Source organism: Micromonospora sp. NPDC049559 (assembly GCF_040676675.1).
GTDB lineage: Bacteria > Actinomycetota > Actinomycetes > Mycobacteriales > Micromonosporaceae > JBFAPK01.
This window is the reverse complement of sequence record NZ_JBFAPK010000001.1, coordinates 368,648-391,208: the sequence shown is the minus strand read 5'-3', so window position 1 is coordinate 391,208 and position 22,561 is coordinate 368,648. Positions and strand designations below refer to the sequence as shown.

Genomic DNA, 22,561 nt, shown 5'->3' with positions numbered 1-22,561 from the left:
CGGGGAACCGGGCGCCCCTCCGGACGCTCGGCAATACCGTGAGTGAGGGAGCCCGGAGCCTGACGCCTCCGCTAGCGGTGCTGGCCGCGTCCGCCGCCCTGCTGGCGGGTTGCGACGTCGGCGACATCCGCCAGCCACCGCCGCGGCACACGGCCGTCGCGCCGCCACCGGTCGCGCCGCCACCGGTCGCGTCGCGGCCGGTGCCGGCGGAGCCGGCCGAGGTACGGCGGGCCCGGGTCACCGTGCCCGACGGGTACGCGCAGCAGCACCTGGAGTTCGTCGACGCCGAGCACGGGTACGTCCTCTTCACCCGCTGCCCCGTGCGGCCCTCGGGCGGGGAGCCGCCGCCCACGGGAGGCGGGGCGGGGTCGGAGCCGGCGGAGCCCCCGGGCGGACGCGATCCGGAGTGCGCGGCGCTGCTCTTCGCCACCGCCGACGGGGGTAGGTCCTGGCAGCCGCTGCGCCACCCGCGACCGGTCTCCCGCAGCCCGCAGCTCTACGCCGCCGGCACCGAACTGTTGCTGCTCGCCGAACCGCACGGCTGGTACGCCTCCGGCGACCGGGGGCGGAGCTTCACCCACCTGCCGATCACGCCGGACCCGCCGGCCGCGTACCGCCGCCTGCTGGGGCGGTTCCAGGTCTGCTGCGACGGTGATCCGGTACCGAGGGTGGTGGAGTGGACCGGCGGGTCGTCCCGACCGGTGCCGGCCCAGCCCGAACTGCCCGGCCTCGGCGACGTCGCGTACGCCGGCGAGCACCTGGTCGCGGCCGGTTTCCGGGACGGCCGGCCGTACGGGGCGGTCTCCCGGGACGCCGGGCGGACCTGGGCGCGCCCGGCGGTGCCCGTCCCGGGCGGAGATCCGGCGCCCGCGCCCGGCGAGGAGTTGGCGATGGTACGGCCGCTGGTCGCCGCCGACGGGGACGCCTGGCTCGTCGGTTACCGCCAGGGCCGGCTGGACTTCCCGTACCTCTGGTGGTACGCCGCCGGGCGGTGGGAACCGGTGCCGGCGACCGGGCATCCGGCGAGGTTCACCTCGCTCGTCGCCCTGGGCGGCTGGACGCTGGCGGTGACCACACCCGAGGGCACCGGGCTGGTGTCGGGCGGTGCCTACCAGCCGACGGACTGGCCCGGAGACCTGGCCGGCCTGCGCCGCCTGGACGACGGCACCCTCTTCGGCCCGGCGTCCTCGGGCGGCGGCTGGCTCGGCCCGGGCCGCTACCTCGACCGCCGCTGGATCAGAGTCCTCCTACTCGCCAACTAGCTGGATAAGCGGAGGGAGCGTGCGAGTCGCGCCGCCGCCCGCAGGCGCCACCAAGCGGAAGGAGCGCAGCGACTGAAGCGACTGGCGCCTACAGGGCGGCTCTCCAGGCGCGCGAGCCGCCCGAGCGGAGCGAGGCCCACTAATAGAGTGATGCGGGTCACAGGGTGAGAGTTGAGTGGAATAGGCTCAAGTCTGGTTGTGTCGACATCAGTGGACACGCCGATCAGGGGAGCCCATGAACACCGAACGCCTTACCACCAAGAGCCGCGAAGTCATCACCGGTGCGGTCGCCCTGGCCAACCAGCGCGGGCACGCCACCGTGGAACCTTGGCACCTGCTTCTCTCACTGCTGGACACCGGCGGTTCGACCGCGGCCGGGCTGCTGCGCGCCGTCGGCGCCAACTCGGCTGACATCCGCCGCTCCGCCGCGCGGGCCGTGGAGAACCTGCCGGCCGCCCGCGGCGCCAGCGTCGCCGAGCCGACCCTGTCCCGCGAGTTCGTCAACGCCATCGGCGCGGCCGAGCAGATCGCCCGCCCGCTCGGCGACGAGTACACCTCGACGGAGCACCTGCTCGCCGGCCTCGCCCGGGTGGGCGGCGTGGTGGCGCAGGCGCTCAAGGCCGCCGGGGCGACCGAGGAGAACCTGGTCGCGGCGTTCCCGACGGTACGGGGCGGCGACCGGCGGGTCACCACCGCCGACCCCGAGCAGACCTACCAGGCCCTGGAGAAGTACGGCGTCGACCTGACCGAGCGCGCCCGGGAAGGCAAGATCGACCCGGTCATCGGCCGCGACTCGGAGATCCGCCGCGTCATCCAGGTGCTCTCCCGGCGTACGAAGAACAACCCGGTGCTCATCGGCGAGCCCGGCGTCGGCAAGACCGCGATCGTCGAGGGCCTGGCCCAGCGCATCGTCGCCGGCGACGTGCCGGAGTCACTGCGCGACAAGAAGCTGGTCTCGCTCGACCTGGGCGCGATGGTGGCCGGCGCGCAGTACCGGGGTCAGTTCGAGGAGCGGCTCAAGTCCGTGCTCGAAGAGATCAAGAACTCGGACGGCCAGGTCATCACGTTCCTCGACGAGTTGCACACCGTGGTCGGTGCCGGCAAGAGCGAGGGTTCGCTGGACGCCGGCAACATGCTCAAGCCGATGCTGGCCCGCGGCGAGCTGCGCATGGTCGGCGCGACCACGCTCGACGAGTACCGGGAGAACATCGAGAAGGACCCGGCGCTGGAGCGCCGCTTCCAGCCGGTCGTGGTCGGCGAGCCGACCATCGAGGACACCATCGGCATCCTGCGCGGCCTCAAGGAGCGCTACGAGGTGCACCACGGCGTCCGGATCACCGACGCCGCACTGGTCGCCGCCGCCACCCTCTCCGACCGGTACATCACCGACCGGTTCCTGCCGGACAAGGCCATCGACCTGGTCGACGAGTCGGCCTCCCGGCTCCGCATGGAGATCGACTCGCGGCCGGTCGAGGTGGACGAGATCGAGCGGGCGGTACGCCGGCTGGAGATCGAGGAGATGGCGCTCGCCAAGGAGCCCGACGCGGCCTCGGCCGAGCGGCTCGAACGGCTGCGCAAGGAGCTGGCCGACCGGCGCGAGCAGCTCACCGCCCTCAGCGAGCGGTGGAAGCTGGAGAAGGAGCACATCACCCGGATCTCGACGGCCAAGGAGGAGCTGGAGCGGCTCGGCGGCGAGGCCGAGCGCGCGGAGCGCGACGGCGAGCTGGAGCGGGCGGCCGAGCTGCGGTACGGCCGCATCCCCGCGCTCCAGGGCGACCTCGCCCGGGCCGAGGCCGAGCTGGCCGTGTTGCAGGCCGACGGCGCGATGCTCAAGGAGGAGGTCGGCGCCGACGACATCGCCACGGTCGTCGCCTCCTGGACCGGCATCCCGGCCGGGCGGCTGATGGAGGGCGAGACCGCCAAGCTGCTGCGGATGGAGTCCTCGCTGTCGGCCCGGGTGGTCGGGCAGGCCGAGGCGGTCGGCGCGGTCTCCGACGCGGTACGCCGCTCGCGCGCCGGGGTCGCCGACCCGGACCGGCCGACGGGCAGCTTCCTCTTCCTCGGCCCGACCGGTGTGGGCAAGACCGAGCTGGCCAAGGCGCTCGCCGAGTTCCTCTTCGACGACGAGCGGGCGATGGTACGCATCGACATGAGCGAGTACGCCGAGAAGCATTCGGTGGCCCGGCTCGTCGGTGCCCCGCCCGGGTACGTCGGCTACGAGGAGGGCGGCCAGCTGACCGAGGCGGTGCGCCGCCGGCCGTACTCGGTGATCCTGCTGGACGAGGTCGAGAAGGCCCACCCGGACGTCTTCGACGTGCTGCTCCAGGTGCTCGACGACGGCCGGCTCACCGACGGCCAGGGCCGTACCGTCGACTTCCGCAACGCGATCCTGATCCTCACCTCCAACCTCGGCTCGTCGGTGATCTCCGACCTGACCCTGACGGAGGAGCAGCGCCGGGAGGCGGTGCTGGCCGTGGTGCGCTCGCACTTCAAGCCCGAGTTCCTGAACCGGCTGGACGACATCGTCGTCTTCGCCGCGCTCGCGGGCGAGCAGCTGCGCTCCATCGTGGACATCCAGCTCGACCGGCTGCGCCGGCGGCTGGCGGACCGCCGGCTCACCCTCGACGTCAGCGACGCCGCCCGCGTCTGGCTGGCCGAGCACGGGTACGACCCGATCTACGGCGCCCGGCCGCTGCGCCGGCTGGTGCAGTCGGCGATCGGGGACCGGCTGGCCAAGGCGCTCCTCTCCGGCGAGGTGCGCGACGGCGACGTGGTCCGGGTCGGTCTGGACGACGACAAGGACGGGCTGACGGTGAGCGCCGCCTGACCCGCCCGACCCTGGTCCACGTGGTCGGGGAGCGGCACCGGCGCGCCGCGCCGGTGCCGCGGCGATCACGCGGACTCCCGTGTCGGGACCGCCCGACCAGGGAAAGATGTACGCATGGCCGGGACCGCGCAGTCGAGCGACGGACTCGCGGCGGCGGTACGGGAACTGGCCGCCGCCGAGACCGTCGCGTTCGCCGGGGTGGGCTTCGCCGGCCAGCTGCTACCGGTGACCGAGGCGTACCTGGCCGTCGAGGCGGCCCTGCCGCACCGGGTCGAGGAGCTCCAGCCCCGGCTCGCCTGGCTGCTCGCGCACGGCTCGCCCGCCGGCAGGGCGTACGCGGCCACGCTATTGTCCCGGTTCGACCCGGCCGCCGGGCGGGCCGCCTGGGAGTCGTTGACCCGCGACCACTCGGAGTTCACCACCGCCCACGGCTGCCTGCGCCACCGGGTCAGCCTGGCCGAGTACGCCGTCCGCCAGCTCACCGCCGGTACACCCTGACCACGACCCCGCCGGCTCGCGTACCGCCGGACCGGTGCGTCCGGTTGTTACCGTCTACCGCAACATGATCGTCACCCTGGACACCCCGTACGCCGACAGTCGGGCCGCCGACCTCAGCCTCACGCTCGACGACGTCGAGCTGCCCGCCCTGCACGGGCTGGACGTGACCGGTCCGGGCCGGGTGGTGGTGGGGCTCCGGCTGCTCGGCGCGTCGCACCAGGTGCTGCTGACCGCGGCCGGTACGGGCCGCACCGAGACGGTCGCCTGCCTGCCGGGTACCCGGCCGAGCCTGCCCGGCACGCTGCGCGAGCCCGACGGCCGGTACCACTTCTCCGCCCGGGTGCTGCGGTTCGCCGGGGCGGAGTTCGGCCGTCGGGTCGCCGCGCTGCGCGCCGCGCTGGCCGACGACCCGGCCGCGCTGGTCGGCGTCTTCCCCGGCGGCCCGGAGGCGATCACCGCCCTCCGGGTGCGCTTCCCCGAGCACCAGGAACGCGGCCGGGGCGGGCGCGGCGGGACGGTGGGCTGGCGGACCTGGCACGCGTACCCGCAGGCCGGTGAGCTGGTTCGGACCGCGACGGTGGTGCGGTGGTGACCGGGTGCGGCGGCCCGGGCGCCGGCGCCACCCGACGTACCGGTTCGGCCACGGTGTGCCGCCCGGCGGCGGTTTGACCTGGCGCGCTTGCCGGGTATCGATACGGTGTTCCCCTGCACCGGCGCGCGTCTTCGAGGGCCTGGCCTTCCGGGACGTGCGCTCGACCCTTGTTGTTCCGTGGATCTCGCTCGGGCCGCTCGGACGGCAGCGACGAGTCAGATAGGAGGGAGAGCCGTGTCGGTACCCCCATCGGCCGGGCCACCCGCCACTTCCCGACCGGTCACCGTGACGATCTCGAGCTACCTGCTCATCCTCTGCGCGGTGGTACAGGTGATCAGCCAGATCCTGTCGCTTTCCACGGTCTCGAAGGTCCAGGAGGTGTACCGGGAGCTCTACTCCGGTACCTCGGCCGAGGGCGCCTCTGGCTTCGTGACCGGGGCGGCCACGGGCGGAGCCATCGGCGGGGCGATCGTCGGCCTGCTCCTCGCCGCCGGGCTCGTGGTGCTCGCGTTCCTGAACAACCGCGGCAAGAACGTCGCCCGCATCGTGACCTGGTCCCTCGGCGGCCTCGCCCTCTGCTGCAACGTGGTGGGGCTGGCCGGCAACGCGCTGACCGGCTTCGACACCGGCTCGACCAGCGCCGACATGCCGAGCGCCGCCGAGGTCCAGCGCCGCCTCGAGGAGGTGCTGCCCGCCTGGTACCAGGCGGTCACCACGACCCTCGCGGTGATCAGCATGATCGCGCTCGTGGCCGCGCTGATCCTGTTGGCGCTGCCCGCCTCGAACGCGTTCTTCCGCAAGCCGGCCGCGCCCGCCTGGGAGCCGCCGGTGCCGGGCGCCGCCTACCCCGCCTACCCGTCGTACCCGCAGTCCGGGGCGCCCGGCTACCAGGGCGCGCCCGGCTATCCGTCGGCCCCGGGCGAGCCCGGCTACCCCTCGACGCCCGCGCAGTACCAGGCGCCGGACCAGCCGCAGGCGCCGGGCCACCCGCAGATCCCCGGCCAGCCGGCGCCGCCGTCGAGCGGCCCGCCGGCCGACTCGTCGCAGCCGCCGGCACCGTCGGGCGAGCCGCCCGCCGGCCCGCCGTCGCCGCCGTCGCACTGATCCGGCGGGTCGATACCGCGAAAGCGGAGTTGCCGAAGATCCCCCCGAGTAGGTTCCAGTAGGACGGACTACTCGGGGGGATCTCTCGTGTCGTACCCAGGAAATCCGGCCCCTGGCGGGACGCCCCCGGTCCCGATCCGGCGGGCCCCGGTGGTCGCCGCGGTGGGCCTGCTCGGCCTCATGGCCGCCGTCGGACTCGGACATGCCGTCGCGGTACTCGCGAGTCTGGACGGGATCGTGACGCGGTTCCGGCAGGCCGCCGAAGCCGACGGCGCCGAGCGGTCGGACATCGACGGGGTCGTCGACGCGCTGCGGGGCGGCCTCATCGCCGCCTCGGTGGTCGCCGTCGCGGTCGCCGGCCTGCTGCTCGTCCTGGCCGCCGGCGACTGGCGGGGCCGGCGGAACGCCCGGGTCGCCACCTGGGTGGTCTGCCTGCTCGGCCTGCTCTGCGGCTGCTGGGGGCTGGCGCTGATCGTGGTGCAGCGCGCCGTCGAGTGGCCCACCGGCGCCGACCCGACCGCCCCGCAGCTCCTCGCGGCGCTCACCGAGTCGTACCCGTCCTGGTGGGTCCCGCTCGGGGCGGGACTTTCGGCGGCACAGGCGCTCGGTTACCTTGTGGTAGCCGTACTGCTGGCGCTTCCCGGAGCGAACGAGTTCTTCAACCGGTCACCGGCCGGACCACGGATGTTCACCGGGCAGGACCAGTACCCCACCGCCGGCGTCCCGCCCAGCTGAGGAGACGTTCGTGACCGCAGCGCCCGAGCCGCCGCCCCCCTCGAACTCGGCGGCCGCGGCACCGGTGGGCGGCGTACCGGAGTCCGCCGGCGCGCGGCCCCGGGCCTTGGTCACCGGCGCCACCGCGGGGATCGGGGCGGCCTTCGCGCGGCGGCTCGCGGCGGACGGGTACGCGCTGGTCCTCGTGGCGCGGGACGGGGAGCGCCTCGCCGGCTCCGCCGCCGAGCTGACCGGGCGGTACGGCGTTCCGGCCGACCCGCTGCCGGCCGACCTGTCCACTGACGACGGCTGCGCGGTGGTGTCCGAGCGACTACGCGAGCCGTTCGACCTGCTCGTCAACAGCGCCGGTATCAGCCTGAACCGGTCCTTCGTCCGGTCGGACCCGGAGGACGAGGCGCGGCTGCTGCGGCTCAACGTGCACGCCGTCATGCGGCTGACCCGCGCGGCCCTGCCGTCGATGACCGCACGCGGACGCGGGGCAGTGATAAATGTCTCTTCCGTGGCCGGCTTCGGGGCGCTCATGCCCGGCTCGACGTACTCCGCGAGCAAGGCCTGGGTGACCAATTTCAGCGAGTCGGTGGCCCTCTCGGTGCGCTCCCAGGGCGTACGCGTGATGGCGCTCTGCCCCGGCTACGTCCGTACCGAGTTCCACGACCGAGCCGGGATCGACATGTCCAAGACCCCGCCGTGGCTCTGGCTCCAGGCTGACGACGTGGTCCGGGATGCCCTTCGTGACCTGCAAAAAGGCAAGTTGATCAGCGTCCCGGACTGGAAGTACAAGCTGGCCGTCTTCGGCCTGCGGCACAGCCCCGCCGGGCTGCTGCGCCGGGTCGCCGGGGACACCCGCGGGCGGATCGGCCGCGACGTGGCGTGACCAGACGGGGCGGTACCGCCACCGCCCAGGCCATGATCAAAAACGGCCGCCAGGTCGACGGGGTGAGGCAACGTTCCATTACGGAACGTAGCCGTTCGCGCTCGTTTTTGCTGCCCCGGTACCGCCTTCGGGGTGTGTCCGGGCAGACCCAGCGTCCGGCATCCAGACTTGCGCAGTACCCTTGTGCGACATGGGGGACCACGACGACCTGCGTAAATTCATCACTGACCTTGCCGTGGTGCATGGACGGGTGGTGTTGTCCTCGGGTCGCGAAGCGGACTGGTATGTCGATCTGCGGCGCGTGACGCTTCATCACGCGGCGGCACCGTTGGTGGGGCGGGTGATGCTCGACCTCACCGCGGACTGGGAGTTCGATGCGGTTGGCGGCCTGACGTTGGGTGCGGACCCGGTGGCGACCTCGATGTTGCACGGCGCTGCGGCGACCGGGCGCGAGTTGGACGCCTTCGTGGTTCGCAAGGCCGAAAAGACGCACGGCTTGCAGCGACGGATCGAGGGTCCGGACGTGGTCGGCCGCCGGGTTCTGGCGGTCGAGGACACCTCGACGACGGGAGGCAGTGTGCTGACCGCGGTCGAGGCGTTGCAGGAGGCGGGGGCCGAGGTGGTGGGTGTGGCCGTTATTGTTGATCGTGGCGCGGGCGACGTGGTGCGAGCGGCCGGACTGCCATACCGAGCGGCCTATACGTTGGCTGACCTCGGCCTAGTGGCCTAAAAGTTTGCCGATTCGGATCTGCTGATATGCAGGCGGGTCGATGCTGCTGGTGGAAGGATGGAATACGTGGGAACTGCGTTGGCTGAAATGACTATGCCTCAGATCTCGCCGCTTGCCGGCGAGCCAATCGAACGTGCTGACGCCGAGCGTCTCGCGGGGGTCTTGAAGGCCCTTGCCGACCCCGCCCGGCTGCGGCTGCTCAGCCTCATCCAGTCGGCGCCCGAGGGCGAGGCGTGCGTCTGTGACCTGACCGCGCCGCTCGGCCTCTCGCAGCCGACGGTGAGCCACCACTTGCGCATCCTCACCGAGGCTGGCCTGCTGGAGCGGGAGAAGCGCGGCGTGTGGGCCTACTACCGGCTGGTGCCGACGGCGATCGCCACGATCGCCGATCTGCTCACCCCGCCGCGCAAGCGGGCCACCAAGAAGGCTCGCTGACCTTCGTCCGACCCGTCTGGTGTCCCCCGTCCGCGGGCGGCGCCAGGCGGTTCGGTACAGGTCGGCGGACGGGGCGACCCGGCGGTACCTGACGGGACGCGCGACGTCCCGGCTGACAAGCCTGCCCGGGTTCCGCCGCCACGTCACGGCAGGCGGCTCCGTCTCGGGGTACCGCGACGGCTGTCCCCGCCGGCCGCGCCGCGACAGTTGGTCCCGCGCCCGCATCGGGCGCGCGCCGGCGGTGACCCGCGCGTGAGTGGACCCACGCGCGGTGGACGTACGCGGCCGGACCCGCCGACCGTCGTCGTGGTCGTCGCTCCGTCGACGGGCGACTTCGGCGACGGGCGGTCTCGCCGACTCGCGACTTCGGTGGGAGTGCCCGTCCGGTTCGGACCTGCCATCCGTGCGGCGCTCCTACCCGCCGTGGAGTCGGTGACGGCTCGACGGCCATGTCGTCGTGCCGTACCCACGCCACCCGAGCGGGCCCTCGCGGCCGAGCCCCGCGCACCTCGCCGCGGCGGTCCCATTACTCGCCGGAACGCGACGGCCCCGGACTCCGTGGAGCCCGAGGCCGTCGGTCGGTTCGCCGCGTGTGCGTCCGCTCGGAAGCGGTTCAGCGTCCGCCGTCGGGGCGCTGGTGGCGCTGGTGGTGCTCGATCGCGTCCTTCGCCGATTCGGCCGCGCCCGCCGCACCCGACGCCGCCACCACGGTGACCGCGGCTGCCCGGCGGCGAGCCTTCCGGTCCCGCAGGAACTCGAAGAAGATCGGCAGTACCGAGATGACGATGATCAGGGCGACCACCGGCAGGATGTAGTGGTCGATCTGGTCACCGATGGCGGCGTAGATCCGGTCGGCGAGCAGGTAACCGATGAGGATGATGCCGTCGGTCCAGAGCACCGCGCCGACGATGTTCCAGACCAGGAAGGTACGGGCGGGCATGCCGAGCACGCCGGCCACCGGGTTCAGGAAGGTACGGACGATCGGGATGAACCGCGCCAGTACCACCGCTTTGGCCGGGCCGAACTTCTCGAAGTAGTACTCGGCCTTCTCGACGTACTCGCGCTTGAAGAGGCGGGAGTTCGGCCGGTCGAACATCCGGCGGCCGTACCGGGCGCCGAGGAAGTGGCCGAGCTGGGCGCCGAGGATGGCGCAGACCGGGGCGCCGATGAGCAAACCGGCCAGCGAGAGCTTCGTTCCGTCGCCGAAGATGGCGTCCGCCACCGGCGAGGCGGCGACGCCCGCCAGGAAGAGCAGCGAGTCGCCGGGGAAGAAGAAGCCGATCAGCAGCCCGGTCTCGGCGAAGAGGATCGCCCAGACCCCGATCAACCCGAAGGTCTGGAGCAGGTCCTTGGGGTCGAGCGGGTTCAGGGCAAGGCTGTCGGAGAGCACACGGGTCTTCTCGGCAGTGTCCACGGCCACAAAGGGTACCGGGACCGGGGCCGTGCCTGCGGGCGAGTTCGCCTCCTCGCGCCCGTACCCGGTGGTCGGGGCGGCGGGCGGGCCCCCGTGAGCGACGGGAGCCCCTCGCCACGGACCCGGGATCGGCTCAGAGCCGGGGGTCCACCGGCTCGGACTCGCAGGCCAGGATGGCGAAGACCAGTTCGTGGCGGCGCCACAGCGCCGCACCCTCCGCCAGCCGGTCCAGCGCGGCCAGCCCGAGACCGTGCTCGCGCAGCGCCAGCCCGCGCTTGCGCCCGAGCGAGCGCTGCCGGAGCCGTTCCAACTGCTCCGCCTCGGTGTACTCCGGCCCGTAGATGATCCGCAGGTACTCCCGGCCCCGGCACTTGAGGCCCGGCTGGAGCAGCCGCCCCCGGGCGTCCGTGGCGGCCAGCCCCGCGTACGGCTTGACCACCATCCCCTCGCCGCCGGCCGCGGTCAGCGCCAGCCACCACCGGGTCGCCTCGGCCACCGCCGCCTCGTCGGTCAGGTCGACGACCTGCCGCCGGGTCCGGGTGAAGAACGCCGGATCGGCGGCGTGCAGCCGGTCGGCCAGTGCCAGGTGCCAGCCGTGGTCCCGCCCGGCGTGCGACGCCCCCGTGCTCGCCAGTACGGCGAACGGCGCGAGCGTGACCCCGTCGAGGCCGTCGCTGTGCCCGACGTACGAGCGGTAGGCGTCGGTGTAGCGGCTCAGGTCCGTCGACCTCCGTGCCACTCGTTCCCGCAGCTCACCGACCGGCAGCCCGCGTCCGGCGGCCCGGTCGAGCGCGTCGAGCACCGCGGGCAGCGCCCGGCGTCCGGCGGCGCCCACGCCGGCGTACTGCTCGCGGATCAGGCCCGCCGCCTTGGCCGACCAGGGCAGCAGCTCGCAGTCGAGCAGCAGCCAGTCGGTGCCCAGCTCGGACCAGAGGCCGGCCGCGGTGACCGCCGCCCGGACCCGGGCGAGCAGGGCCTCGTCCAGCGGAGCGCCGAAGAACGGCCGGCCGGTGCGGGTGTGCACCACGCCGCCGCCGGGGCCGAACGGACCGTCGTGCGGATCCCGGCAGACCAGTACCACGGCGCGGGAGCCCATGTGCTTTTCCTCGCACACCACCCGCCGTACCCCGGCGGCCCGGTAGTCGTCGAACGCCTGCGCCGGATGCTCCAGGAACCCCTCGACCGTGGAGGTGGAGCAGGGCGCCATGGTCGGCGGCAGCCAGACCAGCCAGCGCGGATCCACCGCGAAGCGGCTCATCACCTCCAGCGCGGCGGCGGCGTTCTCGGCCGCGACCGTGGTGGTGCCGTAGCCGTAGTCGACGTGCCGGCGGCCGGTGACGTCGGCGAGGTCGAGTACGTCGTCCGGTCGGGCCGGCTCCGGCGTCACCAGCGGCCGGGCCGGCGGGTAGTACTCCCGGGCGGCCGGGACCGAGACGAGTTCGCGTTCGGGGTACCGCAGCGCCGTGAGGGAGCCGCCGAAGACGCAGCCGGTGTCCACGCAGATGGTGTTGTTGACCCACTCCGGGGTCGGGGAGGGGGTGTGGCCGTAGACGACCATGGCCGAGCCGCGGTAGTCGCGCGCCCAGGGGTAGCGCACCGGCAGGCCGTACTCGTCGGTTTCGCCAGTGGTCTCCCCGAAGAGGGCGAACGCGCGTACCCGGCCCGAGGCGCGGCCGTGGTACTCCTCCTTGAGCCCCGCGTGCGCCACCACCAGCCGGCCGCCGTCGAGCACGTAGTGGCTGACCAGGCCGTCGATGAAGGACGCCACCTCGGCCGTGAACGCCGGTTCCTCGGCGTCGAGCTGCGCCAGCGTCTCGGCGAGCCCGTGACTGACCCGCACGTCGCGCCCGCGCAGCTTGCGCAGCAGCTTCTGCTCGTGGTTGCCCGGTACGCAGATCGCGGTGCCGGCGGCGACCATGCCCATGACCAGGCGGAGCACCCCCGGCGAGTCCGGTCCGCGATCGACCAGGTCACCGACGAAGACGGCGGTACGGCCGGCCGGGTGGGCGGCACCGACGGGCCGGCCGGCCGCGTCGCGGCGCAGGGTCCAGCCGAGCCGCGTGAGCAGCGCCTCCAACTCGGCGCGGCAGCCGTGCACGTCGCCCACGATGTCGAACGGCCCGGTGAGTTCCTTCCGGTCGTTGAAGAGCTTTTCGTACCGGATCGTCGCCTGTTCGATCTCCTCGACGCCCCGCAGTACGTGCACCTTGCGGAAGCCCTCGCGGGCGAGCTGTCCGACCGAGCGGCGCAGGTCGCGCTGCATCCGGCCGAGAACCTGGCGCCCGAAGGTGCGGTCCGGTCGCTGCCGGGTGCGTTCCCAGCAGAGCGGCTCGGGCACGTCGAGCACCACCGCGACGGGCAGCACGTCGTGCTCCCGGGCGACGGTGACCAGCCCGGCCCGGGCGTGCGGCTGGAGGTTGGTGGCGTCCACGACGGTGAGCCGGCCGGCGCGCAGCCGCTTGCCCGCGACGTAGTGCAGCACGTCGAAGGCGTCCTTCGAGGCGGACTGGTCGTTCTCGTCGTCGGCCACCATCGCCCGGAACGCGTCGGAGGAGAGGACCTGGCTGGGGGCGAAGTGCCGGCGCGCGAAGGTGGACTTGCCCGAGCCCGAGATGCCCATCAGGGCGACCAGCGCCAGCTCGGGGATGTCGATCGTGCTCATGCGGCCACCTCCGGAGTGGTTTCCGTGGCGGAGGACTGCGCGGTACGGGTGAAGACGGCCAGCTGGGTGGGGGCGCCGACCTCCGGGTCGGGAACGCCGGCGCCGTCGAGCCGGACCGCGTACCCGTACCGCCGGCCGACCGCGGCGGTCCAGTCGGCGAACTCCGCGCGGGTCCACTCGAACCGGTGGTCGGCGTGACGCAGCGAGCCGGGCGCCATCCCCTCGTACCGGACGTTGTACTCGACGTTCGGGGTGGTCACGACCACGGTGGCCGGCTGGGCGTACCCGAAGACCGCCGCCTCCAGCGCCGGGAGGCGGGGCGGGTCGAGGTGCTCGACGACCTCCATCAGTACGGCCGCGTCGTAGCCGCGCAGCCGGTCGTCGCGGTACGTCAACGCGGACTGCCAGAGCTTGATCCGCTCGCGCTGGCGCTGCGGCAGCCGGTCCAGCCGCAGCCGGCGCTCCGCCACGGCGAGGGCACCCGCCGAGACGTCGGTGCCGACGATCTCGGTGTAGCGCCGGTCGGCGACCAGGTCGGCGAGGAGCGCCCCGCCGCCGCAGCCGAGGTCGAGCACCCGGCCGGCGCCGCTGGCGGCGAGCGCGGCCAGCACCGCGGCCCGCCGCTGGGCGGCGAGCGGCTGCCGCCGGGCCGGTGCCGGCAGGGCGGAGTCCTCGTCCGCGGTACCGGCGGCGACCGGCGCGTCGACACTGTCCGGGTCGGCCGTGTCGTCGGCGAGCCGCAGCTCGGCCAGGCGCACCTCGTCCAGCCGGGCGAGCGCCGTACCGGCCAGCGCGCGGCGGTGGGCGAGGTAGCGCCGCGCGATCAGGCCCCGCTCCGGATGCCCCGCGAGCCACCCGTCGCCCGCGCGCAGCAGCTTGTCGATCTCGTCCGGGGCGACCCAGTAGTGCTTGGCGTCGTCGAGCACCGGCAGCAGGACGTAGACGTGGTTGAGCGCGTCGGCGAGCCGTACCGTGCCGGTGAGGGTGAGGTCGACGTAGCGGCTGTCGCCCCACTCGGGGTACCGCTCGTCGAGCGGTATCGGGGTCGCGGTCACCGCCCAGCCCAGCGGGGCGAAGAGGCTGGTCGCGAGCGCGGCGCCGCCCCGGCAGCGCAGCACCGGCACCCGGATCTCCAGCGGGATCGCGGTGGCGGCGAGCTCCGGGCGGTCCCGGGTGTCGCCGCGTAGCGCCGAGCGGAAGACCTTGGCCAGCGCCGAGGAGAGCAGGCTCGACGCGGCATAGGGCCGGTCGTTGACGTACTGGCCCAGGGTGAAACCGTCGGGGGTACGGGTCGCGCCGCCCCGTCCCCGGCCGGCGGCGAGCCGCATCGGGTCGACGTCGAGCAGCAGCGCCGCCGTGCACCGGTCCTGGCTCGCCTCCGGGTAGAAGACGTGTGCGGTCCCGGTGGGCACGTCGAACGACTGGACCCGGTCGGGATGCTTGACCAGCAGGTAACCGAGGTCCGTGGCGGGCCGGTGGGTGGTGGTGACCGTGAGCAGCACGGCGAGAATGATCCCAGTCGCGCCGCCCCCCGGTCGCCCGCTTTTTGCCCGCCTCACGCGGGCGCGGCCACCGGGCGTACGTGGGTGAGCAGCGCGGCCAGGAAGCGCTCCGGCCGGGTGAACGCGCAGAAGTGGCTGGCATCCTCGATCAGCGCCAGTGCCTTGGTGGGCGCCTCGACCTCCGCGAAGTACTCCTCCGCCAGTCCGGTCACGGTCAGCACGTCCCGATCGGCCTGGAGCAGGAAGAAGGGCACCTCGAAGCGGGTGCCGAAGCGGCGGGCGTCGTACGCCATGAACTGCGTGAACATCTCGCGCTTCGTGTACTCGAAGCCGGAGCCGACGGCCAGCACGTCGCGCAGCGAGTAGAACGGGGCGGTCAGCACGAGCGGGAAGATCAGCTTGGTGGCCGCGTCGGGGGTGACCGGGTCGGTGGCCATGGCCCACCGCATCTTGACGCCCCAGGCGCGCAGGTCCCACCGGGTGGGGTCGGCGCCGATCCGCTCCAGCGCGGCGACCGCCTTGGCGTTGCCCGCCGCGCTTGCCCGCTCCAGCGCGCTCTGGTACGAGACGGCTTCGTTGCGCAGCATGTCCACGTAGTTGTCGGTGCCGACATAGGCCGCGAAGAGGTCGGGGCGGCGCTGGACCAGCGGCACGCCGACCAGGGTGCCCATCGAACCGGCCAGCACGATCACCTTCTCCTTGTCCAGGTGCCGGAGCAGGAACTCGGTCACCTCGACGGCGTCGTCGACCATGCCGGCGAAGGTCAGTTCGCCGCAGCCCGCCCGGCCGTTGCGGCGCAGGGTCTTGCCGGCCCCGCGCCGGTCCCACTGGACCACCGTGAAGTGCTTCTCCCACGAGCGCAGCAGCGGAGTGAAGATCGCGTACGGCGAGCCGGGACCGCCGTGCAGGACGAGCAGTACCGGGTTGTCCCGGTCCTCGCCGCGGATCTGGACCCACTGGTCGATCCCGCCGATCCGGACGAAGCGCTCCTCATCGATGCCGTTCGGGGTGTCGATGGCGAGCGCGCGGGCCACCCGCCGACGGAGCAGCGCCCGGTAGCCGAGCGCACCACCGACGAGCGCGACGAGGGCCGCGGTCGATGCCAGGAGCGCGATGACGGTCATGTCTTTCCTCCTTCTCCGGGGCCGGAACCTTCAGGGCTCGCGGTCCGCCTCCGCCGGTCTCCGGCGGGTCTGCCGCAGACCGTACGCGAGTCTGAGACAGATGTCTAGGACGCCTGTCCAAGACAACCGTTCAAGGGACTCGCTACGATCACGGCATGGGAAATCGAGAGGACCTGCTGGCCGGCGCGAAGCGCTGCCTGCTGGAGAAGGGCTACGCCCGGACCACGGCGCGGGACATCGCCGCGACGGCGGGCACGAGCCTGGCGGCGATCGGCTACCACTTCAAGACCACCGAAGCGCTGCTCAACGCCGCGCTCTTCGAGGCGATGCGGGAGTGGGGCGAGGAGCTGGGCCGGAACCTGGGCGAGGACGGCGATCCCGACGCGCCGCCGGCCGAGCGGTTCGCCACGATCTGGCGGCGCATGATCGAGTCGTTCGCGGCGCAGCGGGGCATCTGGAGCGCGCAGTTCGAGTTCGTCACCCTCGCCGCGCAGCTGCCCGAGCTGCGGGAGTTCTACGCCCGGGCGCAGGAGCAGGCGCGGCCCGAGCTGGCCGGCCTGTTCCGGGCGGCCGACCCGGCGGCCGACCCGGAGGCCGCGCGCCTCGTCGGAACCCTCTACCAGGCGCTGCTCGCGGGGGTGGCGATGCAGTGGCTCGTCGACCCGGAGCACGCGCCGTCTGGTGAGGACCTGGCCCGGGCGCTGCGGATCGCCGCCGCCAGCCTGGAGCCGTCCCGGGACTGACGCGGATTTATCCGGGGGACCGACGCCGGCCCGCCGTTCGGACGCCGGGCGGATGTGGCGCGGGTGGCAATGTTTCCGGCGGTCCGAACCGTCTGACGGTTGAGGACACCCGGAGGTGCCAGTGACGTACGAGGAGTTCGCCGACTCCCGACTTGCCGTGCTGCTGCGGTACGCCGTGATGCTGACCGGTGACCCGCACCTCGCCGAGGACCTGGTCCAGGAGACGATGGTGCGGGTACAGCTCAACTGGCGGCGGGTGGTCCGGGCCGACTCGCCCGAACGGTACGTGCGCCGGATGCTCACCAACCAGTTCGTCGACTGGCGGCGCGGCTCCTGGGTGAAGCGGGTCCTGCTCCGGTCGGAACCCGACGAGACGCTGGCCGTACCGGTGGACCACGCCCAGGCCACCGCGGACCGGGACCAGATCTGGTCCTGGCTGGGCCGGCTCCCCCGCCGCCAGCGGGCGGCGCTGGTGCTGCGCTACTACGAGGACCTGCCCGACGCCGAGATCGCCGAGATCCTCGGCTGCGCGGTCGGCACCGTGCGGGCGGCGATCTCCCGTGCCCTCGCCACCCTTCGTGCCCAACTCGTGGAGACCTGCTGATGATCGAGGACGAACTGCGGGCGACCTTCGCCCGGCACGAGACGCTGACCCCTGAGCCCGGCCCGCTGCGCGCCGCCATCGACCGGCTCGCGGTACGCCGTCGCCGTCGCCGCTTCGCGCTCCGCGCGGCCGGCACCGTGCTGGCGGTACTCGTCACCGTCTCCGTACCCGTGATGGCGCGTACGCTCGCCGCGGCGCCGGACCCGCCCCGGCTCGGCGGCACCGGCTCGTCCTCGACCCCCGCCCCGGCGGTCGTCGAGGGCCCGTTGAACTTCCTGGTGCTCGGCATCGACGGCGAGGCCGGGGCGGAGGGCAACCGGGCCGACTCGGTGCTCATGGTCCACGTGCCCCGCGACCGGGACCGGATCTACCTGGTCGCCCTGCCCCGGGACCTCGGTGTCGAGATCCCCGGCCAGGGCTTCGACAAGCTCAACAGCGCCTTCTACTACGGCAGCCATCGTCCCGGCGGCAAGCCGGACCTGGCCGGCGGCACCGAGCTGACCGCGAAGACCATCAGCAAACTGGTCGGGGTGCGCTTCGACGGCGGGGCGACGTTGACCTTCACCGGTCTGCGCCGGTTGACCGACGCGGTCGGCGGCGTGTCGATCTGCCTGGACCAGCCGGTACGGTCGGTCCACACCGACCGCGTCTTCCCGGCGGCCTGCCAGCGGCTCGGCGGCTCGGCGGCACTGGACCTGCTCCGGCAGCGGTACGACCTGCGCGCCGGCGCGCACGACCGGGACCGCAACGCGGAACGCTTCGCCAAGGCGCTGCTGGGCGAGCTGGCCAGCCGGCGGACGCTCACCGACCCGGCCCGGCTGTCGGCGGTCATCAAGGAGGTCGGGGACGGTCTCGTGCTCGACACCGGCGTCCGGGCCCTACCGGAACTGCTCGCCGTGGCGGGCGCCGTCGACGGCGCGGAGACCGTCGGGATCGGCTGGAGCTTCAACACCGACCGCACTCGCGGCGGGGCGTACGAGCGACTGGACCCGGCGGTCAGCCGGAGCCTCTTCGAGGCGCTGCGCAACGACACGCTCGGAGCGTGGGTCGCGGCCAATCCGGGGCACGTCACCCGCTGACCCGCTCACCGGGTCGGCCCTGCTCACCGGGTCGGCCCTGCCGCCCGACGGGCGGCGGTCACCGGGTCGGCGCCGTTCGCCGGGTCGGCGGGTCGGCGCCGGTCAGCGGTAGTCGTCGTCGTCCCGGCCGACGACGCGGGCCTGCTCCATCGCGTCCCAGTCGTCGACCTCCAGCCCACGGTGCAGGTCGAGCCCCTCCTCGGTGGCCGGGTCCGCGACGGTGGCCTGTTCGAGCGCGTCGTCCGGCGGGGCCTCAGGATCCCGCTCCTCCGGTACGAGATGCTCGCCGGGGGCGAATTCCTCGTCGGGTTGCGCCATCGTCGCCTCCTTCGGGTTCCGCCACTGCCTGCCTCATCACCGTACGGGCTGCCGCAGGCCGCCGTACCGTGCTCTCCTGCCCTGGTACGTGCTCTCCTGCCCTGGTACGACGACCGCCAAACCACTCCGATCATCGCCCGGACCGCCTCGACCGGCGCCGGGAACGGCGGGTGCCGCTGGAACCGTGGTGCCAGACTGGCAGCGTGTGGTTCCTGCTCAGGCTAGTGATCAACGCAATCGCCCTGTGGATCACCACGATGGTGGTCTCGGGCATCGAGGTGACCGGCGAGTCGGCCACCAGCGACGCGGTGACTCTGATCCTCGTGGCGCTCATCTTCGGTGTCGTCAACGCCGTCCTCAAGCCGATCATCCACGTGGTCGGCTGCTTCTTCTACGTCTTCACGCTCGGGTTGTTCGCGCTGGTCGTCAACGCGCTGCTCTTCCTGCTGACAGACTGGATCGCGGGGCTGTTCGACCTTCCGTTCCAGGTGGACGGCTTCTGGCCGGCGTTCTGGGGCGCCATCGTCATGGCGGTGGTGAGCTGGCTGATCAGCATCGTCGTGCCCGGCCGGACCGACGACCGCTGAGCCCGCGGGCCGGTTGTGCCACGGCCGGCGTCCTACGGGATACTGCCCGCGGAGGACAGCGCGGTCCGGCGCACCCACGTGAGACAGCGGCCGTTGAGCGGCCGAGAGCGGTTAGTAAGAAGGAGCGTTCGACATGCCCATCGCTTCCCCCGAGGTCTACGCGGAGATGCTGGACCGCGCCAAGGCCGGCCGGTACGCGTACCCGGCGATCAACGTGACGTCCTCGCAGACCCTCAACGCCGCCCTGCGGGGCTTCGCCGACGCCGAGAGCGACGGCATCATCCAGGTCTCGACCGGTGGTGCCGAGTACCTCTCCGGCCCGACGATCAAGGACATGGTCACCGGTGCGGTGGCGTTCGCCGCGTTCGCCCGCGAGGTGGCCAAGAAGTACCCGGTCAACATCGCCCTGCACACCGACCACTGCCCGAAGAACAAGCTCGACGGCTTCGTCCGGCCGCTCATGGAGATGTCCAAGGAGCGCGTCGCCCGGGGCGAGGAGCCGCTGTACCAGTCGCACATGTGGGACGGCTCGGCCGTACCGGTCGCCGAGAACCTGGAGATCGCCTCCGGGCTGCTCGACGACGCGGCGCTCGCGCACGTCGTACTGGAGATCGAGGTCGGCGTCGTCGGCGGCGAGGAGGACGGCGTCGAGGGCGCCATCGACGACAAGCTCTACACCACCGTCTCCGACGGGCTTCAGATGGTCGAGGCGCTGGGCCTCGGCGAGAAGGGCCGCTACATGGCCGCGCTGACCTTCGGCAACGTGCACGGCGTCTACAAGCCCGGCAACGTGAAGCTCCGTCCGGAGATCCTCAAGGAGATCCAGGACGCGGTCGGTGCCAAGTACGGCAAGGAGAAGCCGCTCAGCCTGGTCTTCCACGGCGGCTCCGGCTCGCTGCTCTCCGAGATCCGGGAGGCGCTCGACTACGGCGTGGTGAAGATGAACATCGACACCGACACCCAGTACGCGTTCAGCCGGCCCGTCGCGGACCACATGTTCCGCAACTACGACGGCGTACTGAAGGTCGACGGCGAGGTGGGCAACAAGAAGATGTACGACCCGCGCGTCTGGGGCAAGCAGGCCGAGGCCGGCCTCGCCCAGCGCGTCGTCGAGGCGTGTGAGCACCTGCGCTCCACCGGCACCACGATGGCCAAGTGACGATCCTGGCCCATTGAACGAGCCCGGCGGCGGGCTCGACGACGTACCCGGCCGGCGCCGGGACGCAAGGCCGGCCTCCCCGACCGGGGAGGCCGGCCTTCCGCGTTCCGTCCCGCCCGCGCCCCGGTCGAACGGCTCAGCCGGTCGGGCCGACCAGCCGGGCGACGGCCTCGTCGACCGAGTCCGTCACGAGTACCAGGTCCGAGAGGTCGCCGTGGGGTGAGCCGGCGAGCAGCGACCGGAGCAGCGTCGCCACGGGCAGGCTGCCCCAGAAGGCGGTGTCCAGGAAGACGAACGGGCCGGACGGGCCCTCCGTGGCGTAGAACGCCATCGTGGCCGCCTGGAAGACCTCCTGCACGGTGCCGGCCCGGCCGGGGGCGAAGACGATGCCGCCCCGGGCCAACCGCAGGATCGTGTCCTCGCGGATCGCGTTCGAGAAGTACTTCGCGATCTGTCCGGCGAAGAGGTTCGCCGGCTCGTGCCCGTACAGCCAGGTGGGGATGGCGAGGCCGCCGAGCCGGGCCCAGTTCAGCGGCGGGCCGCCCGCGACCGGCCGCGCCGGTGAGGCTGCCGGAGAGGCGGCGGGGGAGACCGCCGCCGGGAAGCCGGGTGCCGCCTCCACCGGTACGCGCGCCGCCGGCACCCGCGCCGCCGGGATCGCGGCCGACGGTGCCGGCGTGGCCGACGGTGCGGGGGCGGCCGACGGTGCGGGCGCCGGCGCGAAGCGCTCCCGTACCGCCAGGGCGACGGAGGTGTACCGGTCGTGGTCGGTGAAGTCCGGCGCGGCGGCGAGCAGGTCGATCGCGGTCTCCAACTCGTCGGGCGCCCGATTGGCCAGGTACGCGCCGAGGTTGGCCGCCTCCATCACGCCGGGGCCGCCGCCGGTCACCACCAGCCGGTCCGCCCGGGCCAGCTCCCGGCCGAGCCGGGCCGCCATCCGGTACGCCGAGGCGCCGCGCGGTACCGCGTGCCCGCCCATCACCCCCACCACCGACTCCGGCCCGTGCGCCTTCAGCCAGGTACGGGTCGCGTCGGCGAGCGCGTTGTCGATCCCGTGGTCGTGCAACCGCTGCGCGAGCGCCTCCCGTACCTCGGGGAGCGCCCCGCCGGTCGCGCGGAAGTGCTGGTAGATCACGTTGTCGTACATCCCCGCGAAGCCCTCGGTCGCGAAACCGGCGGCCAGGTCCTCGGGCGTGTAGAGGTACGGCGGCTGGGTCGCGTACGGCACCGTGGCGAAGGGCGGCACCACGTACGCTCCGCGCCGGACGAGTTCCGCCTCGACCTCCCGGGAGGCGAACCGGCACCCGACGAAGAGGGTTCCGGTCAGGTCGGCGGAGAGCACGTCCGGGATCGGTTCGACGTCCAGCCGGAGCCCCTGCACGGTCAGCCCGGCGAGGCTGCCGGTGGCGAGGTGCAGCTCCAGCTCGGCCCGGGACTCGACCTCCCGGGGCGAGGAGTCGGACGAGGGTTCGAGGACGTCGATCGGCGGTGGGGTCGGCACGCCCGACATTTTCCCCTGCCCTCGATCTTGCCCGCGTGGGGTGGGTGGGGGTGGGGGCGGATCACCCGTTCCGGGCGCGGTATCAGGGCCGGCGAAAGGGGAGAGCCCGGCGAGGAGACTCGCCGGGCTCTCGTTACCGGGTCCTGGGGAGGCTCCGGACCTCTATTTGTAGTCGAGTCCGGCACGGTCCGCACCCGCCGCAAGCGTGACGAACACCTCGGCCGTTCAGCCATCCCGAGATCCGCCCCCACTCGCCACGGAGCGTCGCGGCCAGGTTGAATGGTCCGATGCAGAACCTGTTGCCCGAACCGCCGGCCACGCTCCTGCCCGGTGACGAGGAGGCGGAGGCCGCCCTGGCCGAAGCGACCGCGGCGGAGACAGACGAGGCGTACGCCTCGGTCGCGGCGCGTTTCCCGACGTTCAGCGCGGCCTGGGCGGCACTGGCCGCGCGGGCGCTCGCGGCGGACCAGGTCGTGCCCGCGTACGCCTACGCCCGTACCGGCTACCACCGGGGCCTCGACCAGCTGCGGCGCAATGGCTGGAAGGGCCACGGGCCGGTGCCCTGGGGTCATGTGCCGAACCAGGGCTTCCTGCGCTGCCTGTACGTGCTCTCCCGGGCCGCCGGGGAGATCGGCGAGTCGGACGAGGCGGCCCGGTGCGCCCAGTTCCTCCGCGACTGCGACCCGGCGGCCGGCGACGCGCTCGCCAGCAGCTGACCCCGCCGCGCCCCGCCGCCCGTACCCTGCCTCCCACCCGTCCGCGATCGGCGGTCGACCGCGGACGGGTGGTGGCCAGACCCGCTCGGGGCCCG

At 73.1% G+C, this 22,561-nt stretch carries 21 protein-coding genes; 15 read left to right on the top strand and 6 right to left on the bottom strand.

Features of this window, described 5'->3' with window-relative positions; translation table 11 throughout:
• Positions 1 to 38 precede the first annotated feature (38 nt).
• The 9 genes from AB0J86_RS01735 to AB0J86_RS01695 all read left to right on the top strand — a co-directional run bounded on the left by AB0J86_RS01735 (position 39) and on the right by AB0J86_RS01695 (position 9,057).
• Entirely contained in the window at positions 39 to 1,262 is a 1,224-nt protein-coding gene (locus tag AB0J86_RS01735; RefSeq protein ID WP_363850848.1) for a hypothetical protein, read from the top strand.
• 235 nt (positions 1,263 to 1,497) lie between these two features.
• Positions 1,498 to 4,089, top strand: coding sequence for an ATP-dependent chaperone ClpB (gene clpB / locus AB0J86_RS01730; protein ID WP_363850845.1), 2,592 nt, complete (start codon positions 1,498 to 1,500; stop codon positions 4,087 to 4,089).
• A 114-nt stretch (positions 4,090 to 4,203) separates the two neighbouring features.
• A complete protein-coding gene (locus tag AB0J86_RS01725) occupies positions 4,204 to 4,587 on the top strand; it encodes a hypothetical protein (protein ID WP_363850843.1) in 384 nt (127 codons plus the stop codon).
• A gap of 64 nt (positions 4,588 to 4,651) precedes the next feature.
• Complete coding sequence (locus tag AB0J86_RS01720) at positions 4,652 to 5,179, top strand: DUF2617 family protein (RefSeq protein WP_363851596.1); 528 nt, start codon at positions 4,652 to 4,654, stop codon at positions 5,177 to 5,179.
• Between the two features lie 285 nt (positions 5,180 to 5,464).
• Positions 5,465 to 6,283 carry a hypothetical protein gene (locus AB0J86_RS01715; RefSeq protein ID WP_363850840.1) on the top strand — a complete coding sequence of 273 codons (819 nt, stop codon included), beginning with the start codon at positions 5,465 to 5,467 and terminating at the stop codon, positions 6,281 to 6,283.
• Positions 6,284 to 6,370: 87 nt separating this feature from the next.
• Complete coding sequence (locus tag AB0J86_RS01710) at positions 6,371 to 7,018, top strand: hypothetical protein (RefSeq protein WP_363850837.1); 648 nt, start codon at positions 6,371 to 6,373, stop codon at positions 7,016 to 7,018.
• A 64-nt stretch (positions 7,019 to 7,082) separates the two neighbouring features.
• Positions 7,083 to 7,892, top strand: a complete 810-nt coding sequence (locus tag AB0J86_RS01705; protein ID WP_363851594.1) for an SDR family oxidoreductase — start codon at positions 7,083 to 7,085, stop codon at positions 7,890 to 7,892.
• Positions 7,893 to 8,082: 190 nt separating this feature from the next.
• Entirely contained in the window at positions 8,083 to 8,622 is a 540-nt protein-coding gene (pyrE, locus tag AB0J86_RS01700) for an orotate phosphoribosyltransferase (RefSeq protein WP_363850835.1), read from the top strand.
• Between the two features lie 57 nt (positions 8,623 to 8,679).
• Positions 8,680 to 9,057, top strand: a complete 378-nt coding sequence (locus AB0J86_RS01695; protein WP_007073957.1) for a metalloregulator ArsR/SmtB family transcription factor — start codon at positions 8,680 to 8,682, stop codon at positions 9,055 to 9,057.
• Between the two features lie 613 nt (positions 9,058 to 9,670).
• On the opposite strand, the gene AB0J86_RS01690 is transcribed toward AB0J86_RS01695, so the two are convergent.
• The 4 genes from AB0J86_RS01690 to AB0J86_RS01675 form a co-directional block, all read right to left on the bottom strand.
• Positions 9,671 to 10,477, bottom strand: coding sequence for a DedA family protein (locus AB0J86_RS01690; RefSeq protein ID WP_363850833.1), 807 nt, complete (start codon positions 10,475 to 10,477; stop codon positions 9,671 to 9,673).
• Between the two features lie 127 nt (positions 10,478 to 10,604).
• Positions 10,605 to 13,133, bottom strand: coding sequence for a polynucleotide kinase-phosphatase (locus AB0J86_RS01685; RefSeq protein ID WP_363850830.1), 2,529 nt, complete (start codon positions 13,131 to 13,133; stop codon positions 10,605 to 10,607).
• Positions 13,130 to 14,635, bottom strand: coding sequence for a 3' terminal RNA ribose 2'-O-methyltransferase Hen1 (locus tag AB0J86_RS01680; RefSeq protein ID WP_363850828.1), 1,506 nt, complete (start codon positions 14,633 to 14,635; stop codon positions 13,130 to 13,132). Before AB0J86_RS01680 ends, AB0J86_RS01685 begins: the two co-directional genes overlap by 4 nt.
• A gap of 53 nt (positions 14,636 to 14,688) precedes the next feature.
• Entirely contained in the window at positions 14,689 to 15,759 is a 1,071-nt protein-coding gene (locus AB0J86_RS01675; protein WP_363850825.1) for an alpha/beta hydrolase, read from the bottom strand.
• 155 nt (positions 15,760 to 15,914) lie between these two features.
• On the opposite strand from AB0J86_RS01675, the gene AB0J86_RS01670 reads away from it, so the two are divergent.
• The 3 genes from AB0J86_RS01670 to AB0J86_RS01660 all read left to right on the top strand — a co-directional run bounded on the left by AB0J86_RS01670 (position 15,915) and on the right by AB0J86_RS01660 (position 18,185).
• Positions 15,915 to 16,502 carry a helix-turn-helix domain-containing protein gene (locus tag AB0J86_RS01670; RefSeq protein WP_363850822.1) on the top strand — a complete coding sequence of 196 codons (588 nt, stop codon included), beginning with the start codon at positions 15,915 to 15,917 and terminating at the stop codon, positions 16,500 to 16,502.
• 115 nt (positions 16,503 to 16,617) lie between these two features.
• Entirely contained in the window at positions 16,618 to 17,106 is a 489-nt protein-coding gene (locus tag AB0J86_RS01665) for a SigE family RNA polymerase sigma factor (protein WP_363850820.1), read from the top strand.
• Positions 17,106 to 18,185: an LCP family protein gene (locus AB0J86_RS01660; RefSeq protein WP_363850817.1), complete on the top strand. Its 1,080-nt coding sequence runs from the start codon at positions 17,106 to 17,108 to the stop codon at positions 18,183 to 18,185. Before AB0J86_RS01665 ends, AB0J86_RS01660 begins: the two co-directional genes overlap by 1 nt.
• A gap of 102 nt (positions 18,186 to 18,287) precedes the next feature.
• Here the strand turns inward: AB0J86_RS01660 and AB0J86_RS01655 are convergent, their stop codons facing one another.
• Positions 18,288 to 18,503 carry a hypothetical protein gene (locus tag AB0J86_RS01655; protein ID WP_363850814.1) on the bottom strand — a complete coding sequence of 72 codons (216 nt, stop codon included), beginning with the start codon at positions 18,501 to 18,503 and terminating at the stop codon, positions 18,288 to 18,290.
• Positions 18,504 to 18,706: 203 nt separating this feature from the next.
• Between AB0J86_RS01655 and AB0J86_RS01650 the strand changes: the two genes are divergently transcribed.
• Together AB0J86_RS01650 and fbaA are read left to right on the top strand one after the other, a co-directional pair.
• Positions 18,707 to 19,090, top strand: coding sequence for a phage holin family protein (locus tag AB0J86_RS01650; RefSeq protein ID WP_363850811.1), 384 nt, complete (start codon positions 18,707 to 18,709; stop codon positions 19,088 to 19,090).
• A gap of 133 nt (positions 19,091 to 19,223) precedes the next feature.
• Complete coding sequence (fbaA, locus tag AB0J86_RS01645; RefSeq protein ID WP_363850808.1) at positions 19,224 to 20,249, top strand: class II fructose-bisphosphate aldolase; 1,026 nt, start codon at positions 19,224 to 19,226, stop codon at positions 20,247 to 20,249.
• A gap of 136 nt (positions 20,250 to 20,385) precedes the next feature.
• Here fbaA and AB0J86_RS01640 read toward each other — a convergent pair whose 3' ends face one another.
• Positions 20,386 to 21,759, bottom strand: coding sequence for a hypothetical protein (locus tag AB0J86_RS01640; protein ID WP_363850806.1), 1,374 nt, complete (start codon positions 21,757 to 21,759; stop codon positions 20,386 to 20,388).
• 278 nt (positions 21,760 to 22,037) lie between these two features.
• On the opposite strand from AB0J86_RS01640, the gene AB0J86_RS01635 reads away from it, so the two are divergent.
• Positions 22,038 to 22,466 carry a DUF3151 domain-containing protein gene (locus AB0J86_RS01635; protein WP_363850803.1) on the top strand — a complete coding sequence of 143 codons (429 nt, stop codon included), beginning with the start codon at positions 22,038 to 22,040 and terminating at the stop codon, positions 22,464 to 22,466.
• Positions 22,467 to 22,561: the final 95 nt, after the last annotated feature.